Genomic DNA, 14,239 nt, shown 5'->3' on the forward strand with positions numbered 1-14,239 from the left:
TCGTCAGTCCTCGAGGGGGAATCGGGCCCGTACCTCGAATCCGCCCCCCTGGCGTGGGCCGATCCGCAGAACTCCACCATAGAGGGCCACACGCTCGCGTATGCCCACCAAACCGTGTCCGGGCCGGTCGTCGGGGCCGCGCGCGAACGCGCCCGTGCCGCCCCGCCCGTCGTCCTCGACCTCCACCAGGAGCTCTGCCGGCTCGTGCCGCACGGTCACCCACGCGCGGGCCGCCGGGCCGGCGTGCCGCAGGCTGTTCGTCAGGGCCTCCTGCACCAGGCGGTAGGCGGCCAGGTCGATGCCGGGCGGCAGCACGCGCCGTTCGCCCTCCACCCACAGCTGGGCGCGCAGCCCCGCCTCCCGCATCTGCTCGACCAGGCCCGGGAGGTCCTCCATGCCGGGCTGCGGGCCCAGCTCGCCCGCCTCCCCATCGGCGCGCAGCACGCCGACGATGCCCCGCATCTCCCGCATCGCCGTCCTGCCCATCTGCTCGATGGCCACCAGGGCGTCCTTGGCGGCCTCAGGGCGGCTCTCCAGCACCTTGCGCGCCGCCGCGGCCTGGACCGTCATGACGCTCACGTGGTGGGCCACCACGTCGTGCAGTTCGCGGGCGATCCGCGACCGCTCCTCGGCGCGGGCGGCCCTGGTGTCGGCCTCTCTGGCGCGCTCCAGACGTTCGGCGCGGTCGACCAGCTCGGCCAGGTAGGCGCGGCGCAGCCGTACCGAGCGGCCGACCACCCAGACGGCCAGGGCCAGCACCGCGACGAACGCGTGCTGCGACCAGCCGCCGCCGAGCCCCTCGGAGAGCATCACGGCGACGCCGTAGCCGAGCGAGCTGACGGCGATCGCCACGAGGCTGAGCGCGAGCCCGCGGTAGGCGGCCACGGTGTAGAGCAGGACGAGCGAGGCGACCCCTGAGAGGCCGCCGTCGTAGCCCAGCGCCGACAGGGCGATCTGCGGAAGCTCGGTCAGGCACAGCAGCACGAACGGCCAGCGCCTGCGGAGGGCGACCGGCGCGCACGCCAGCACGATCAGGGCGATGCCGAACGGATCGGGCGGCCGGAGCGGTCCGTACCCCAGCGACGGGTCTCCGGTGCCGGTGAGCACGGCCCCCACCGCCGACAGCCCCGTCAGCACCGCCGCGAGAACCGAGTCGCCGAAGAGGGGATGGGATCTCAGCCAGGCTCGCGGACTGCCGGGGGACGTGCGCACCCTCTCAATCTAGGACCCCCACGTGGCGGGCCACCCTGCCGAGGAGGGATATCGCTTCTCCTCCTGAGGAAGGAAGACACGCCGCCCGAGCTCCCTGGGAGAGTGGGGTGTACGGCGGACACCTCTTAGGTATACGCTGTACACCATGAGTGGATCCGGCACGGCCCGCAGGATCGTCGAGGCGGCCCGCGACGTCCTGGTCGCCGAGGGGGCCGAGGCCGTCACGATGCGGAGGGTGGCGAACGCGGTCGGCGTCACGGCCATGGCCATCTACAAGCACTATCCGAACCGCGAGGCCGTGCTCGGCGCCGTGGCGGACGAGACCCTGCGGGAACTGGCCGGAAGCTGGGGGCGGCGCGCCGGCGGAGGCGACTGGGAGACCCGCGTGTTCGCGCTGCTGGAGGACTTCCTCGACTTCGCCCTCGGCCGCCCCCACCTGTACACGTTCCTGATGACCGACCGGCGTGAGCAGGCCCGGCGCTTCCCCGCCGACTTCGCCGGCGGCGGATCGCCGGTGTTCGGCCATGTGACGGAGGCCGTGGAGGAGGGCATGCGCCTGGGCCTGCTGCGCGCGGACGACCCGCTGGAGGTGACGCTGACCGTCACCGCGAGCACCCAGGGGCTCGTCCAGCTCTACCTGGGCGGTCGCATCGGCCTGCCCGAGGACGAGTTCCGGGCGCTGTGCCGGCGCTCGCTGAGGAGGATCTTCGATGGTGTCAGAGCCTGAATTACGGGAAACCGGGCGCACGACCGAGGCGGCCCGGCCACCCCGAAGGAGGCGTCGATCGGTCGCCACCATGGTCGCGGTGCTGGTGGCGCTGGCCGCGGCGACGGCGTACGGCGGCTGGTACGGCAGCGACCAGGGGATCAAGGTCGTGCACTGGGGAACCGGGGACACGACGGTGCTCGCGGTGGCGGGCGATGTGGTCACGCTGACCGACTCCCCGCAGGCGCGCAGGCGCGGGACGTACTGGCTGGAGTGGAGCGGCGCCCACACGATGCTCGGCGACGTCGTCACCGAAGCCCCCGGCAAGGTCGAGCGAGCGATCCTCGGGGGATCCGTCCCGTCCGCCGGCACGAGCGGAGACCTGACCGCCGTGCCGCCGGGCGACCCCAAGGTGACGTTCGGGCTCGACTTCTCCGAGTTCACCATCGCGACCGAACTCGGCCCCGCCCCGGCCTGGTACGTCCCGGCGAAGGGGTCCACCTGGTTCATCGCCGTGCACGGCCAGAACGGGCGGCGCAAGGCGGAGCTGAAGGCGCTCCCGGTCGTGCACCGGCTCGGCATGCCGTTCATGGCGATCACCTACCGCAACGACGAGGGAGCCCCCGCCTCGCCCGACGGGCTCATCCACCTCGGCGACTCCGAGTGGCGCGACCTCGAGGCCGCGGTCCGCGCCGCACGGGACAGGGGCGCGCGGCGGGTGGTGCTGTACGGCACGTCGATGGGCGGCGTGATCGCCGCCCGGTTCCTGGACCGGTCACCGCTGGCGGACCTCGTCTCCGCCCTGGTCATGGACTCGTCGGAGAGCGACTGGGAACGGGTCGCCGAATGGAACGCCGAGCGGCTGCACATGCCCGCGGTGTTCGGCCGGCTGGCGAACCGGATCAGCGAATGGCGGACCGGGATCGACGTCGACCGGCTCAACATGATCACCCATCCGCCCGCGGCGCGGCCGCCGACGCTCCTGTTCGCCGCCGGCGCCGACACCCAGGTGCCGGTGCAGGAGCTGCGGGACCTGGCCGCCGCCGGGAAGCGGCTGAACTGGCCCATCCGCTACGAGGAGTTCCCCGGCGCCGACCACACCGAGCCCTGGAACACCGACCGCGCCCGCTACGAGAGCCTGCTGGCCGCCTTCCTCACCCCGTTCGCCGCGCCGGCCCGGTGAGACCCGGGCGGGGCCGCCGGGCAGGGTCAGAGCTCGTCGGTGGCCGAACGGCGGGAACCGCGGATCGTGTCGCCGGGACGGCGGTCGGGGACCGGCGGGGGAGTGCCGCCGAACTCCGGGCACAACGCCTGGTAGTCACACCAGTCGCACAGCCGCGAGCGGCGCGCCCGCCACTCGCGGGTGGTGAGCGAGCGCTCGATGGCCTCCCACAGCGCCTGCACCTTGCGCTCGGTGGCCCGCAGGTCGGCCTCGTCGGGGGCGTAGCGCAGCACCTCGCCGTTGCCGAGGTACATCAGCTGGAGCAGCCGGGGCACCGTGCCGTGGAGCCGCCACAGGACCAGGGCGTAGAACTTCATCTGGAACAGCGCCTTGGCCTCGAAGTCGGGGCCCGGCGCGCTGCCGGTCTTGTAGTCGACGACCCGGACGTCGCCGGTGGGCGCGACGTCGAGCCGGTCGATGTAGCCGCGGAGCATCAGGCCGGTGTCGAGGACCGCCTCGACGTACAGCTCGCGCTGCGCCGGCTCCAGGCGCCGGGGGTCCTCGAGCGCGAAGTAGCGCTCGATCATCTGCCGGGCCTGGCCGAGCCACCCCTGGTGCTCGGCGTCGTCGTCGAACAGCGTGGAGTATTCGGGGGTCTGCTCCAGCAGGCGCTGCCACTGCGGGTCGAGCAGGGCCTGGGCCGCGGCGACGGTGCGCTCGGCGGCGGGCAGGTCGTACAGCCGCTCGAGCACGGCGTGGACCAGCGTGCCGCGCACGGCGGCCGGGGACGGCTTCTCGGGTAGCTGGTCGATGACGCGGAAGCGGTAGAGCAGCGGACATGTCATGAAGTCGCCCGCGCGGGAGGGGGAAAGGCTGCCGACGACCGCGGGCGGCTCCGTAATGCTCATGCCCGAACTGTAAGGCAGGGCACCGACAGTTCAGACCCCCGCCGATCCCCCGGTCACAGCCGCACCCCACGCTCTCCGCACTCCGTCCCCCCGCCGCCGCCACCACCCCCGCGAGGCGACGGCTCGCGCTCCGTCCCTCTCGCCAGCACCCCCGCGAGGCGAGGACTCGTGCTCCGTCCCTCTCGCCAGCACCCCCGCGAGGCGAGGACTCGTGCTCCGTCCCTCCCGCCGGCAGCACCCCCGCGAGGCGACGGCTCGCGCTCCGTGTCTCGTGCCGCGCCATGGAACCGTCGGCGCCGCCGCGTCGTTGCCCCGGGAAGGCGAGGACGCCGCCGGGCGGCGGCCGGATGTCCGGTCCCGATGCCGAAGGCGCGCGGCTCGTGGGCCGAATCCTCGCCCCGGGGCGCGTAGCATCAAGGCACAAGGAGGGAAGACGACACTCATGAGCACCCAGACCCCGCAGCGGCCCGAGTCCACCGGGCTGCGCATGGGGCGGCCGTTCGGCATCCCGGTCTACGTCTCGCCGAGCTGGCTGATCGTCGCGGCGTTCATCACCTACACCTTCCAGCCCGTGGTGGCCCAGAACCTCCCCGACAGGGACACTGTGGTCACCTACCTCGTGGCGTTCGTGTTCGCCGTCTTCCTGTACGTCTCGGTGCTCCTGCACGAGCTGGCCCACTGCGTGGTGGCCCGCCGATTCGGGTTGCCCGTGCGGCGCATCACGCTCTATCTCCTCGGCGGCGTGTCCGAGATCGAGAAGGAGCCCGAGACCCCGTTCAGGGAGTTCCTCGTGGCCTTCGCGGGGCCTCTGGCCTCACTCGGCCTCGCCGGCATCGGCTACGTCGCCGGCGGGTTCGTCCCCGAGGGCACCATCCCGCACGTGCTGATCCTGCAGCTGTGGGTGTCGAACTTCATCGTCGGCGTGTTCAACCTGCTGCCCGGCCTGCCGCTCGACGGCGGCCGCATGCTGCGCGCCGGAGTGTGGAAGCTCACGCGCGACTCCGGCTCCGGCACGCTCGCCGCGGCCTGGTTCGGGCGCGTGCTGGCCGTCCTCCTCGTCGCCGTGCCGATCGGGCTGCCGCTGCTGAGCGGGCAGGAGCCCAGCTGGGGACAGCTGCTCTGGTCGGTGCTGCTCGCGTCGTTCATCTGGATGGGCGCCACCCAGTCGCTCCGCGTCGCGCGGGTGCGCGCCCGCATGCCGCAGCTCCAGGCCCGCACACTGGCCAGGAGGGCCATCCCGGTGACCTCCGAGGTGCCGCTGGCCGAGGCGATGCGGCGTGCCCGTGAGGCGCAGGCGGGCGCCATGGTGGTCGTCGACCACGAGGGCCATCCGGTCGCCATCGTCAACGAGGCGGCCGTCGCCGCCACCCCCGAGCACCGGCGCCCCTGGGTGACCGTGGGCTCGCTGGCGCGCACCCTGGAGCCGTCCCTGGTGCTCCCGGCCGACCTGGCGGGCGAGTCGCTGATCGACGCGATGCGCGGCGCGCCCGCGGGGGAGTACCTCCTGGTGGAGCGCGCGGGCGACGTCTACGGCGTGCTGGTCACCGCCGACGTGAACCGCATCTTTTCCGGCGTCTGACCCCCGCGAAGACCGCCGCCTCGAGAAGTGCCCGCCGCCGCCGAGCGGAGCGAGGCCATCGAGCACCGCGGCCTCGAGGGGCGGCCCGGCCGCGACCGGCACGCCGGGTGCCCCGGCCTCGACCGGCACCCCGGGCGGCCCGGCCGCGACCGGCACCCCGGATGCCCCGGGCGGACCGGGCCGAGCAGGCGCCGCCGAGCGGCGCTTCTCGCCGCCGGGCGGAACGAGCCGGTCGAGCGCCGCGCGTCCGGGTCTTGTTGAGTAGCTTGGCGGTGAGCACCAGGGCCGGGCGCGGGGAGTGGTTGATCCGTTTCGTTCCGGTTGCACGGCTGGTCCGGGAGGGACTTCTGCTGTTCTTTTTGCTACGGTCCGGTGCCATCGGCAGCCTCATCGACCCGGTTCTCCCGGCCCCGGCCTTCTGGACGCGGTTCGTCGTGGTCAGGATATGTGTTTGGCTTGTGGCCAACGGTCCGATGAGGGTGCCGCTCATCCGGTGGCGTCTTCGGGGAGGGAGAGTTCTGTGACGGAGCAAGGCGTGGGGGTGGTGCGTCCACTTCCCGGCAACGGGTTGATCGCCCACGTGGGCGGCCTGCTGCTGGTGTGCGACGCGGCCGACGCCGTCGCCGACGAGCTGCTGGAGGCGGTCCAGGAGACCGCCGCCGGGGGCGGGGACGGGCGGCTCCTGGCCCGGCGCGCCGCGCAGGTCCTCGCGCGCTCGATGGCGGCCGAGCCGATCGCCTGCGCCCTCGCCGGCCCCGTGGCCGGGGGATTCGCGGTGCTGGTCAGCGGCGACGCGCAGGCGGCCGTCAGCGGTCCCGGCGCCGACGTTCGGCTCGACGGCAAGGACGCCCTGACCTGGACCGACCGCCTGATCCCCGGGCCGGTCACCACGGTCGAGCTGCGCCTGCCCGACGCCGGCCAGCCGGTCAGGCGGGCCCGCCTCGACGGCGGTGTCATCCCCGGTGGCGGCGTCACCTGTGACTTCAGCGAGAACGGCGGCCCGGTTCCGGCCCCGGTGGCGCGGCCCGCGGCCTCGGTGGCCTCCGAGCCCTCCCGTCCCGCGCACGAGCCGGCGGTGCCCTCGTTCGAGGCCTCCGTCCCCTCCTACGAGCCGCCCGCCCCTGTGTCCTCCGACGGCCCCGCGCAGGCCCCTGGAGCCGACCACGCGCCCTCCCCGGCCGCGCCGGTCCTGGCCGAGGTCCCCCCGCCCCCGCCCCCGGTCTCAGCGCCCGTCGAGGCGCCGCCCGGCCCCGCCCCCGAGTTCGACGACGCCGACGGCCCGCGCACCGACCCCGGCGTCGCCCCGCAGGGCGGCGCGCCCGGCCAGGGCGAGGTGCCGGACTTCGAGTCCTACCTGTTCAACGACCAGCCCGAGGAGCAGCAGGAGGCGCCCGGCTCGATCTACGAGGCGACGGAGGCCGGTCCGGCCCCCGAGCCCCCGAGCCGTCCCATGGTCTACGGCGTCGACTGCCCGAACGAGCACTTCAACGACCCGCGCGTCCCGTACTGCGCCGTCTGCGGCGTCGCCCTGGTGCAGCGCAACCTGGTGCCGTACAAGGGGGAGCGGCCGACGCTCGGGGCGCTTCTGCTCGACGACGGCGTCACCCTCGGCCTCGACAACGACTACCTGCTCGGGCGCGACCCCGAGCGGGCGCCCGAGGTGACCGCCGGCGAGGCCCTCCCGGCCCGGGTGACCAGCCCCGACGGCTCGGTGTCGCGCAGGCACCTGCGGGTGCGCCTCGACGGGTGGGACGTCACCCTCATCGACCTCGGCTCGGTGAACGGCACCCAGGTGCAGCCGCCCGGCGACCCGAACTTCTACGACATCCCGCCGAACGAGCCGGTGCCCATCCTGCCGGGCACGACGGTTCGCATCGGCGTGTCGCGCACCATGAGGTACGAGTCCCACCGGACCGCCTGACAGGCACGATCCCGGGCGGCGGCGGCCGTCGTACGGCGGAGGCGGGCGAGCGGCGGCCCGCCGCGTGGGTGAACGAGAGGAACGCAAGGTGGAGGGCATCGCCGACTACGAGTTCGTCCGGCCGCTCGGGCGGGGGAACCATGGCGATTACTATCTGGCCAGGAAGCCGCGCCGGCTGCCCGTCGACACCGAGTACGTCATGGTCAAGGTCGTCGGCGGCACCGGCCAGGACGCCTTCCGGCGGGCCACCAGGGAGCTGAAGGCGTTCGCCGCCGTACGCTCGCGGTTCCTGGTGACCTTGTACGACGCGGGCCAGCAGGGGGGCGTCTTCTACTACTCCATGGAGTACGTCCCCGGCGGCTCGCTCGCCGCCCCGGCGGAGCCGCCGTCCCAGGGGGCGACGCTGCGCGCGGTGGCCGGCGCCGCGCGGGCCGCCCAGGCCCTGCACGACGAGGGCATCGTGCACCGCGACATCTGCCCGTGGAACGTCCTGCTCACGCCCGAGGGTGGGAAGCTCTGCGACCTCGGCCTGGCTCAGGCGCTGATGCCGGGTGCCACGATCACCGGCATCAGCGGGGCGAACTCCATCGAGTTCTCCGACCCCGAGCTGCTCAAGGGCGGCCGGTCGGCCCCGGGCCACGACGTGTGGTCCCTCGGCGCCACCCTGCACCGGGCGCTGAGCGGCCACGGCCTGTACGGCGAGCTGCCGGTCCACGACCCGCTGCTGACGCTCAGGAAGGTCTACGGCACCGCGCCCTCCATCCGTCCCGAGCTCGGCCCGGAGGCGGCGGAACTGGTCGCCGAGTGCATCGGCGAGCCGTCGGGCCGCCCGACGGCCGCCGCCCTGGCCGAGCGCCTGTCCGCCCTGGCGGCCTGACCGGCCGCGTTCGCCTCCAGCCCGCTTCCGCATATCGCCCAGATGGAGCTGAGGCACCGCATGCGGAGATTCGGGCTCGTGCGGAAAGCAGGCCTAGCCCCGCGCCGCGCGCTCGATGACGGCGACGAGCTCCTCCTCGGTCAGGACCCGCGGCTCGCCGATCAGCTTGGCCCTGACGTACACCGCGCACAGCCATTCGAGCAGGCGGGCGCCCTCGAAGGCCTGCTCCAGGCCGGAGCCGACGGCGACCGCGCCGTGGCTCTGCATCAGCGCGGCCTGCCGGCCCGACAGCGCCTGGCGGACGTTCTCCGCCAGTTCGGGCGTGCCGTAGGTCGCGTACGGCGCCACGCGGACCGTCCCGCCCAGCAGGAGCGTGTTGTAGTGGATCGGCGGCAGCTCGCTCATGGTGGCGGAGACCACCACGGCGTACTCCGAGTGGGTGTGCACGATGGCGGAGGTGCCGGTGGTCTCGTAGATCGCCAGGTGCATGGGCACCTCGGAGGACGGCTTGCGGCCGCCCTCGACCACGTTCCCCGAGAGGTCGAGCACGGGGCAGTCGGCGGGGGTGAGCCGGTCGAGGGCCACGCCGCCCGGGGTGACCGCCACCAGGTCGCCCTGGCGGACGCTGATGTTGCCCGAGGTGCCGAGCACGAGCCCGGTCTCGACCATGCGCCGCCCGATCTCGCACAGCTGCTCGCGCTCCCGCGCCATCCTCATGCCGGTCTCGCGCTCCTGCCCGGCCCGGCCGTCGTGCTCGGTGGTCGTCATGGCGTCAGGCGCTCCAGCTCGGCGGTCATGAGCCGGACCAGGGCCTCGGGGGGCAGCCGGTCGGGGTAGAGCAGGCGGTGGACGCTGAGCCCGTCGACCAGCGCCAGCAGCCGCTCGGTGACGTCGTCGAGATCCTCCCCGGTGGAGATCTCGCCCGCCGCCTCGGCCGCGTCGAGCAGGGTGCGCACGAGGTAGCGCAGCTCGGCGGCCTCCTCCCGCTGCACCTCCAGCAGCGTGCCGCCGGCCAGGCTGCGGCCCCAGAACCCCACCTCCAGGGCGGTCTCCTGGGTGCGCTCCTCGTCGAGCGGGAGGTTGTCCAGGAGCACCTCCCGGAGGGCGGACAGTCCGGTGTGGCCGGTGAGCTTGTTCTTCAGCCGGTGCACGATGCGGCGGTGCGAGGAGCGCAGCGCCGACAGCAGGATCTCGTCCTTGTCGGCGAAGTAGTGCGTGAGCACGCCGTTGGAGTAGCCGGCCTCCTTGGCGATGGCGCGGGTGGTCGCCGCGTCGATGCCCTCGCGCAGGATGACCCTGCGAGCGGCGTCGACCACCTCCGCCCGGCGCTCCTGGTGGTTGACGATCTTCGGCATTCCCGTCCCTTCGCGAGGCTTGACATTTTATTCGGACGCCCGTCTATTATCCGGCAATCTACCGATTCGAGAAGGATCCCACCCATGACCGTCGTCACGCTCGGGGTGCACATCGTCGATGTGCTCGCACGACCCGTGGAGTCCATCCCCGAGGGGCAGGACACCCACCTGCTGGAGGAGATCCGGATCACCGCCGCCGGAGCCGCCGCCGGCACCGCCGTCGACCTCGCCAAGCTGGGCGTCCCGGTGGCCTCGGCCGGAGCCGTCGGTGACGACGAGCTGGGCGACTTCCTCGTCCTGATCATGAAGCGCCATGGGGTGGACGTCGCCGGGATCACCCGCAAGCCGGGCGAGCGGACGGCCGCGTCGATCCTGCCCATCCGCCCCGACGGCGGCCGTCCGTCGTTCCACGTCCCGGGCGCCAACCTCGGGTTCTCGCCCGCCGACCTCGACCCCGCCCTGGTCACCGGGGCGCGGCTGGTCCACCTCGGCGGCATGGACGTCACCTGGGGCCTGCACGACCCGGCGTTCTTCGAGCTGCTCCGCGCCGCCCGGCAGGGCGGGACGCTGATCACGATGGACCTCCTGTCCAACATGCCCGACCTCGTGACCGGAGCGCGGACGTTCCTGCCCCACGTCGACTACTTCCTGCCGAACGAGGAGCAGGCCCTGATGATCACACAGGCCGCGGACGTCGAGAAGGCCGCGGCCGCGCTCCTCGCCGAGGGACCCACCGGCGTGATCGTCACCCTCGGCGCCGAGGGCAGCCTGGTGGCCACCGCCGCCGGGACCGTCCGCGTGCCCGCCCTGGAGGTGCCCGTGGTGGACACCACCGGCTGCGGCGACGCCTACTGCGCCGGCTTCATCGCCGGTCTCCTCGACGGCCGGGACGTCGAGGCGGCGGCCCGGCTCGGCACCGCCGTCGCCGCCCGCGTGGCCGGCGGCCTCGGCTCCGACGCCGGGCTGGACGGCCTCACCTTGCAGACCATCGCCGAAGGGAACTGAGCGCATGTCAGAGCACCTGTCCGACGTGAACCTGCGCGAGAGGGCCGCCAAGGTCGTCCCGGGGGGCATGTACGGCCACCTCAACGCCGCGATCTTCGCCCCCGGCTATCCGCAGTTCTTCCTTCGCGGGGAGGGCTGCCGCCAGTGGGACGCCGACGGGCGCGAGTACGTCGACCTCATGTGCAGCTGGGGGCCGATCATCCTCGGCCACCGGCATCCCCGCGTGGAGGAGGCGGCGGCCGTCCAGCAGGCCGCCGGCGACTGCCTCAACGGGCCGGGCGCGGTCATGGTGGAGCTGGCGGAGCTGATGGTCGACACCATCCCCTCCGCCGACTGGGTGATGTTCTCCAAGAACGGCACCGACGCCACCACCCAGGCCCTCATGGTCGCCCGGGCCGCCACCGGCCGGACCAAGGTGCTGGTCGCCCACGGCGCCTACCACGGCGCCGACCCCTGGTGCACCCCGAGCACCGCCGGGACGACCCCCAACGAGCGCGCGGACCTGATCGAGTACACCTACAACGACCTGGCCAGCGCCGAGGCCGCGGCGGCGCGGGCCGATGGCGACGTCGCCGCGATCATCGTCACGCCGTTCAAGCACGACTCCTTCGAGGACCAGGAACTGGTGGACCCGGCCTTCGCCCGGGGCCTGCGCGCCCTGGCCGACCGTCTGGGTGCCGCGCTGGTCATCGACGACGTGCGAGCGGGCTTCCGGCTGGACCTGCGCGGCTCCTGGGAGCCCCTCGGCGTGCGGCCGGACCTGACCGCCTGGAGCAAGGCCATGGCCAACGGGTACGCGATCGCCGCGGTCACCGGCGCCGACGCCCTGCGCGGCCCCGCGCAGACGCTGTACTCCACCGGGTCGTTCTGGTTCTCGGCCGTGGCGATGGCGGCCGCCAAGGCGACGATCGAGACGCTGCGCGACATCGACGGGATCGCGCTGATGAAGCGCGCGGGCACCCGGCTGCGCGAGGGCCTGGCGGCGCAGGCCGCCTCCCACGGCTTCGTGATCAACCAGACCGGGCCGGTGCAGATCCCCTGGCTGTCCTTCGAGGGCGACGCGACGCTGGAGAAGGCGATGTATTGGTCGGGCGCGTGCCTGGAGGAGGGGGTGTACCTTCACCCGTGGCACAACTGGTTCCTGTCGGCCGCGCACACCGACGCCGACATCGACCGGGCCCTGCAGGGCACCGACGCGGCTTTCGGCAGGCTCCGCGCCCGATTCGGGGCCGACTGAAAGCGGCGCGGCGACGGGTTCGCCGCCCGGAATATCCGCACCGGAAATGTCCGCTGGGAATTCGGCGCGAGGAGATCCGCGCCCCTCGCGCCGCCGTGGAGGCCATTTCACGAGGGGCGCCGAATTGCCACCCCTATTGTCCGGCAGGGGAGACCGGGAAAACCGTCAGCCGCGCATGCGGACCCACTGGATGTCGTCGTGGCGCGTGCCGTCCGGGCCCGGGAGCAGGGCTTTCATAAACGCCTCCTGGGTGAACCCCGCCCGCTCCAGGACCCGGTGGGAGGCCGTGTTCGCCGGGTCGGTGCCCGCGATCAGGCGGTGCAGGGGCGTGGCGGTGAACACCCACTCCGCCAGGAGGTTCACCGCCCGCGTCATGAACCCCCGGCCCCGGAACCGGCTGCCGAGGCCATAGCCGATCATGCCCTGGCCCAGCAGCGGTGAGATGTTGAACAGCTGGATGTCGCCCGCGAACTCGCCGGTCGCCGCGTCCCTGACGCCCAGTGCCACGCTTTCCCCGGCCAGCCACCGCATGCCGGTGAGCCGGCAGCGCTCCAGGGCGGCCTCACGGGTGAAGGGCTCCTGCGGCACCCTGTACCGCACGACGTCCGGCTCGTTGGAGATCTCCAGGAACGCCTCGGCGTCGGCGGGGGTGATCGGTGACAGGCGCACCACGCCGTCGGTCAGCTCCCCGCCCGGGAGGTCGGGCAGGTAGGGACGCTGGGGCTCGCCGGAGTCGGAGGCCAGCCGCGCGAAGCCCACGACGTCGCCGCGCCCGCCGTCCCTGTGCGGGTCGACGCCCCGCTGGACGCCCTCGCGCTGGAAGCCGGCGGCCATCGCCACCCGCTGGCTCGCGACGTTCTCCACCGCGGCCACCAGCTCCACGCGGGGCACGCCCTGCGAGAACGCCCACTCGGTCAGCGCCCGCGCCGCCCTGGAGGCGACCCCGCGGCCGCGCGCCCACGGGGCGAGCAGATAGCCGATCTCTCCCACGCCGCGCACATCGAGCGGCTTGAGTCCGATGTTGCCCAGCCAGTCACCGGTGGCGGCGTCGGCGATGACGTAGGAGGCTCCGCCCCTGTCCCATTCGGAGGGGGCGATCTCTCCGATGAACGTCAGCGCGTCGTCGAGGGTGTACGGCACCGGGATGTTGGGGATGTACCGGACGATCTCGGGGTCGGAGCAGGCGCGAGTGATGGCCTCGGCGTCGGATTTCTGGGGCTCCCGAAGTACTATCGGGCCCGCGGGGATCTCGGCACGGGGGAACATGTCCTACTGCTATCAGCAAGGGACGCTCGTGGCGAACCGTTTTCGCATCCGCCCCAGGCTCCCCACGGGTCCTGTCGCGCGCCATCGGTGCCCCCCGCGCCGAGATAGCCTTGCGCGCATGGGTTTTCGCAGGCACGGGCCGTTCCAGCCCGGTGATCAGGTTCAGCTCACCGACCCCAAGGACAAGCGTCACACCGTGACGCTCCGCGAGGGCGGTGTCTTCCATACGCACAAGGGGTCGATCCCCCACGACGACCTGATCGGTCTGCCCGAGGGCTCGGTGGTGCGGTCCTCGGGCGGCACGTCCTACCTGGCCTTCCGCCACCTCCTTCAGGACTACGCGGTCTCGATGCCGCGCGGCGCGGCGGTCGTCTACCCCAAGGACGCCGCCCAGATCGTGGCGATGGCCGACATCTTCCCCGGGGCGCGGGTCGTGGAGGCGGGCGTGGGCTCCGGCGCGCTCACGTGCTTCCTGCTGCGCGCGGTGGGGGAGAGCGGCCGGGTCACCTCCTACGAGCGCCGCGAGGACTTCGCCGAGGTGGCGCGCAAGAACGTCGAGAAGTTCTACGGCGGCCCGATGGAGCAGTGGCGCCTGGTGGTGGGCGACCTGGTGGCCTCCCTCGACGAGACCGACGTCGACCGCGTCGTCCTCGACATGCTGGCCCCCTGGGAGTGCGTGGACGCGGCGGCCAAGGCTCTCACTCCCGGCGGTGTTATCTGCTGCTATGTAGCGACAACGACCCAATTGTCCCGTACGGTGGAGACGTTGCGCGATCACGGAAGTTTCACCGAGCCGCATTCGTGGGAAACCTTGGTCCGCGACTGGCATGTCGAAGGGCTCGCGGTCCGCCCCGGTCACCGGATGGTCGGGCACACGGGCTTCCTCGTCACGGCCCGTCGCATGGCGGACGGCGTCACGCCCCCGCCCAGGCGCCGGCGACCCGCGAAGGGCGCGTATGGGGAGGAGTCAGGCACATGAGCTCCCAAGGCCGGGTGTGGCGTTTCGGTAAA

13 protein-coding genes are annotated in these 14,239 nt (G+C 73.0%); 8 read left to right on the top strand and 5 right to left on the bottom strand.

The annotated features are described in order from the left end of the window. Nucleotides 1–3 precede the first annotated feature (3 nt). On the bottom strand, nt 4–1,212 hold the full coding sequence (locus KIK05_RS13165; RefSeq protein WP_214410953.1) for a sensor histidine kinase: 1,209 nt from the start codon (nt 1,210–1,212) through the stop codon (nt 4–6). Nucleotides 1,213–1,357: 145 nt separating this feature from the next. Here KIK05_RS13165 and KIK05_RS13170 point away from each other — a divergent pair, with 145 nt between their 5' ends. Both KIK05_RS13170 and KIK05_RS13175 read left to right on the top strand, forming a co-directional pair. Further along, nucleotides 1,358–1,939, top strand: coding sequence for a TetR/AcrR family transcriptional regulator (locus KIK05_RS13170; RefSeq protein WP_214410954.1), 582 nt, complete (start codon nt 1,358–1,360; stop codon nt 1,937–1,939). After that, complete coding sequence (locus tag KIK05_RS13175) at nt 1,923–3,101, top strand: alpha/beta hydrolase family protein (RefSeq protein WP_214410955.1); 1,179 nt, start codon at nt 1,923–1,925, stop codon at nt 3,099–3,101. The genes KIK05_RS13170 and KIK05_RS13175 overlap by 17 nt, the downstream gene beginning before the upstream one ends. A gap of 26 nt (nt 3,102–3,127) precedes the next feature. Here KIK05_RS13175 and KIK05_RS13180 read toward each other — a convergent pair whose 3' ends face one another. Further along, nucleotides 3,128–3,988 (bottom strand): RecB family exonuclease, encoded by an 861-nt coding sequence (locus KIK05_RS13180; RefSeq protein WP_214410956.1) that lies wholly within the window; start codon nt 3,986–3,988, stop codon nt 3,128–3,130. A gap of 442 nt (nt 3,989–4,430) precedes the next feature. Between KIK05_RS13180 and KIK05_RS13185 the strand changes: the two genes are divergently transcribed. From KIK05_RS13185 to KIK05_RS13195, 3 genes are all read left to right on the top strand, one after another. After that, the gene (locus tag KIK05_RS13185) at nt 4,431–5,567 is read left to right on the top strand and encodes a site-2 protease family protein (protein WP_250562703.1); all 1,137 of its coding nucleotides are present in this window, start codon (nt 4,431–4,433) and stop codon (nt 5,565–5,567) included. Nucleotides 5,568–6,087: 520 nt separating this feature from the next. Continuing rightward, nucleotides 6,088–7,488, top strand: coding sequence for an FHA domain-containing protein (locus KIK05_RS13190; RefSeq protein ID WP_214410957.1), 1,401 nt, complete (start codon nt 6,088–6,090; stop codon nt 7,486–7,488). A 64-nt stretch (nt 7,489–7,552) separates the two neighbouring features. After that, a complete protein-coding gene (locus KIK05_RS13195; RefSeq protein WP_308249890.1) occupies nt 7,553–8,365 on the top strand; it encodes a protein kinase domain-containing protein in 813 nt (270 codons plus the stop codon). A gap of 93 nt (nt 8,366–8,458) precedes the next feature. Here the strand turns inward: KIK05_RS13195 and KIK05_RS13200 are convergent, their stop codons facing one another. Together KIK05_RS13200 and KIK05_RS13205 are read right to left on the bottom strand one after the other, a co-directional pair. Beyond that, nucleotides 8,459–9,133 carry a class II aldolase/adducin family protein gene (locus KIK05_RS13200; RefSeq protein ID WP_250562704.1) on the bottom strand — a complete coding sequence of 225 codons (675 nt, stop codon included), beginning with the start codon at nt 9,131–9,133 and terminating at the stop codon, nt 8,459–8,461. Then, nucleotides 9,130–9,720, bottom strand: coding sequence for a TetR/AcrR family transcriptional regulator (locus KIK05_RS13205; protein WP_214410958.1), 591 nt, complete (start codon nt 9,718–9,720; stop codon nt 9,130–9,132). Before KIK05_RS13205 ends, KIK05_RS13200 begins: the two co-directional genes overlap by 4 nt. Nucleotides 9,721–9,804: 84 nt before the next feature. On the opposite strand from KIK05_RS13205, the gene KIK05_RS13210 reads away from it, so the two are divergent. Next, entirely contained in the window at nt 9,805–10,725 is a 921-nt protein-coding gene (locus KIK05_RS13210) for a carbohydrate kinase family protein (RefSeq protein ID WP_214410959.1), read from the top strand. A gap of 4 nt (nt 10,726–10,729) precedes the next feature. Further along, a complete protein-coding gene (locus KIK05_RS13215; protein ID WP_250562705.1) occupies nt 10,730–11,962 on the top strand; it encodes an aminotransferase class III-fold pyridoxal phosphate-dependent enzyme in 1,233 nt (410 codons plus the stop codon). Nucleotides 11,963–12,127: 165 nt separating this feature from the next. Here the strand turns inward: KIK05_RS13215 and KIK05_RS13220 are convergent, their stop codons facing one another. Continuing rightward, nucleotides 12,128–13,228: a GNAT family N-acetyltransferase gene (locus KIK05_RS13220; RefSeq protein ID WP_214410960.1), complete on the bottom strand. Its 1,101-nt coding sequence runs from the start codon at nt 13,226–13,228 to the stop codon at nt 12,128–12,130. A gap of 118 nt (nt 13,229–13,346) precedes the next feature. On the opposite strand from KIK05_RS13220, the gene KIK05_RS13225 reads away from it, so the two are divergent. Beyond that, nucleotides 13,347–14,207, top strand: coding sequence for a tRNA (adenine-N1)-methyltransferase (locus KIK05_RS13225; RefSeq protein WP_214410961.1), 861 nt, complete (start codon nt 13,347–13,349; stop codon nt 14,205–14,207). The last annotated feature ends 32 nt before the right edge of the window (nt 14,208–14,239 follow it).

Origin of the sequence: Sphaerisporangium fuscum (assembly GCF_018531465.1) — a bacterium.
GTDB lineage: Bacteria > Actinomycetota > Actinomycetes > Streptosporangiales > Streptosporangiaceae > Sphaerisporangium > Sphaerisporangium fuscum.